The organism is Rhizobacter sp. P3_B12 (assembly GCF_056402895.1).
Genome location: NZ_JBFUGN010000894.1, coordinates 1 through 2,550, shown reverse-complemented (window position 1 = coordinate 2,550; position 2,550 = coordinate 1). Strand labels below are relative to the sequence as shown.

Annotated in this window: 3 protein-coding genes and 2 pseudogenes; 1 reads left to right on the top strand and 4 read right to left on the bottom strand. The window is 69.7% G+C overall.

The annotated features are described in order from the left end of the window. A partial coding sequence (locus AC1D01_RS29680; RefSeq protein WP_477872822.1) for a LysR family transcriptional regulator occupies window positions 1–266 on the bottom strand: 266 nt, incomplete at its 3' end. 135 nt (window positions 267–401) lie between these two features. Between AC1D01_RS29680 and AC1D01_RS29675 the strand changes: the two genes are divergently transcribed. Further along, window positions 402–1,424, top strand: coding sequence for a DMT family transporter (locus tag AC1D01_RS29675; protein WP_477872820.1), 1,023 nt, complete (start codon window positions 402–404; stop codon window positions 1,422–1,424). Here the strand turns inward: AC1D01_RS29675 and AC1D01_RS29670 are convergent. From AC1D01_RS29670 to AC1D01_RS29660, 3 genes and pseudogenes are all read right to left on the bottom strand, one after another. Beyond that, window positions 1,424–1,501 (bottom strand): annotated as a pseudogene (locus AC1D01_RS29670) (hypothetical protein); the annotation flags it as partial. The gene AC1D01_RS29675 and the pseudogene AC1D01_RS29670 overlap by 1 nt on opposite strands. 161 nt (window positions 1,502–1,662) lie before the next feature. Continuing rightward, the gene (gene copM / locus AC1D01_RS29665) at window positions 1,663–1,977 is read right to left on the bottom strand and encodes a CopM family metallochaperone (protein WP_477872818.1); all 315 of its coding nucleotides are present in this window, start codon (window positions 1,975–1,977) and stop codon (window positions 1,663–1,665) included. Beyond that, window positions 1,974–2,550 (bottom strand): annotated as a pseudogene (locus tag AC1D01_RS29660) (YncE family protein); the annotation flags it as partial. The pseudogene AC1D01_RS29660 and the gene copM, both read right to left, overlap by 4 nt.

Here is a 2,550-nt window from a genome sequence, read left to right as displayed (position 1 = left end):
GCCGCGCCGCGCAGCTGCGCCGCGGCCGAGCGCATCCGCCCGGCCGAGGCCAGCGTGCGCTCGGCATCGTCGAGCAGCCGGCGGCCCTCTTCGGTCAGGCCCATGCCGCGCGGCGTGCGGTCGAACAGGCGCACACCGAGTTCGTCCTCCAGCGCCTTGATCTGCGCGCTGACGGCCGGCGGGCTCGTGAACACGCGCTCGGCGGCGCGCGTCAGGTTGCCCTCCTGCGCGACCGCGACGAAGGTCTTCAGTTGATACAGCTCCATGGCAGCGGATTGTGGCCAGCGTCCGTGCGGCTGTCAGTTCGCATTTCCTGAGGCCCTGCTCCGAATTGGCGAATGGCCTTGCAGGGCCCGGCTGCCGAGACTGGCGACATCGCATTCGATCTGCCGGAGCCCGCCATGACCTTCTCACGTTCGCCTTCGATTGGCATGGCCGGGCTGCTGCTCGCCACCACGGCCTGGGGCAGCCTGTTCCTCGCCAGCAAGCCGGTGCTGCCGCACGTCGACCCGGTGTGGTTCACGCTGCTGCGCTACAGCATCGCGACGCTCGGCTTCATGCTGGTGCTGCGGCTGCGCGGACCGATTCCGTGGGGCGCGCTGCGCCAGCATGGCCGCTGGCTGGCCGGGCTCGGCTTCATCGGCTATGGCGTGTTCAGCGCGATGGTGCTGGTGGGCCTCGCGCATTCGGTGCCGTCGCACGGCGCGGTGATCATGGCGACGATGCCGATCACGACGCAGCTGGTGCGCTGGGCGCTCGACGGCCAGCGGCCGAGCCGCAGCGCGATCGCCAGCACGCTGCTGGCCCTCATCGGCGTGGCGATGGTGTCGGGCGCGCTGACGCAGGGCGCCCCCCGCGCGCAGGCCTCGACGCTGGTCGGCGACCTGACGGCACTGGCCGGCACGCTCGGCTGGATCGCCTACACGCGCGGTGCGGCGCGCCTGCCCGAGCTCGACGTGATCAGCTTCAGCGCGCTGAGCGCACTCGCTTCGTGGCCGCTGTTGTGCACCGCGACGCTGCTGCTCGCGGCATTCGGGCTCGCACCGGTCCCGAGCGCTGCGGCAGCCTGGAACGCCTGGCCGGCCCTCGTCTACATCGGCCTGGTGCCGACGGTGTTCGGGGTGCTGGCCTACAACTTCGGCGTCAGGCAGCTGGGCGTGGTGACCGGCACCGCGTTCCTGAACTTCGTTCCGGTCTCGGTGCTGCTGATCGGTGCCGCGATGGGCTCACGCCCGGCCGCGCATGAGCTGGCCGGGGTGATGCTGGTGGTCTCGGGCTTGCTGGTGCACACGCTGTCGCAGCGTGTGCAGGCCGCTCAGCGGCCGGTGCCGGCCGGCGACATCGACAGGAAGGCGCTGGTGTGCAGGTCGCCCCGGCCGCAACGGCTGTTGTCGATGGCGCGCATGCGGCGCTCGAGTTCGTAGATGTCGGTCGATTCGGCCAGCCAGGCCTCGTCGTAGCCGCCGCGCGGCTGGGTTCCACCGGCAAATGCGTTGCGCATCGCGCTGGAAATGGCATTGATGAAGTTCATGTTCTATCTCGGTCCGTCTTGTGGTCGGTTTTTTCTCAGTCAGTGCACCCGTCGTGCGGGTTAACACCTAGGTGTCAGTGTAAACCCTGATGTGTGTACCGTCTGTGACGGAACCCGCCGACCCCTCGGTTTCAGGGGCCTCGCTGCCCTCCCAGCAACGGAAACGCCACACCACCCGCCTGTGCACCCCGCCTGCGCAGCTGCTGCAGCCGGCGCGCCATGCCATCGATCTCGATCGTCTGGCCGGCGATGATCTCCTCGGCCAGTTGCCGGGTCGCCGGGTCGCGGCCGTGCTGCAACACCAGCCGGGCCATGTCGACTGCACCGGCGTGGTGCGGAATCATCATCGCGAGGAAGTCGACGTCGGCATCGCCGGTGTAGCCCGGGCCGTGCATGTCGCTCATCATCCGCGCCATCGATTCGTCCATGTCCTCCTCGAAGTTCATGCCGTCTGCCCCTTCTCGCCGACGCGCACGTAGACGAGGTTGATGCTCTTCTTGTTGCGCAGCGCACCCGACGGCAGCGCCAGGCTGCCCAGCGGGATCTGCGCGAGGAACACCGGCGCGAACGGGTCGCTCACGTCGAAGGCGCTGCACACCGTCTGGCCGGCGCCCGGGGTCTCGGGCAGCTCGTCCTGCTCATGGGCCACGTAGAGCAGCGTGTTCTCCGGGTTGGTCCACAGCCCGTGCGCCTCGCGGCCGTGCGAGAAGAAGCTGCCGACCATGCGGCGCTGCCCCGCCGGCGCGACGCGGTCGACGATCGCGATGCGGCTCGAGGCGATGCCCTGCGGCCCGCCGTCATCGACCCGCGCGAGGCTGGCGTACACGACGCTGCCGCGCGCATTGCGCACGAACTCGACGTGGTTGGGCCGCGCGTTCGGGCCGAGCGGCACGTGGTCGAGCTTGTCGAAGGCGCCGTGCGCCGAGCGGCACGAGATCGCATCGGCCAGCTTGTGCGAGAGCCACAGCTCGTTGCCGTCGGCGGTCGTCTTGATGAAGGGCGTGAAGCCGAACGGGTCC

Coding starts and splice junctions, on each gene's coding strand:
- AC1D01_RS29675 (WP_477872820.1), top strand. CDS start 402: ATGACCTTCTCACGTTCGCCTTCGATTGGCATGGCCGGGCTGCTGCTC.
- copM (WP_477872818.1), bottom strand. CDS start 1,977: ATGAACTTCGAGGAGGACATGGACGAATCGATGGCGCGGATGATGAGC.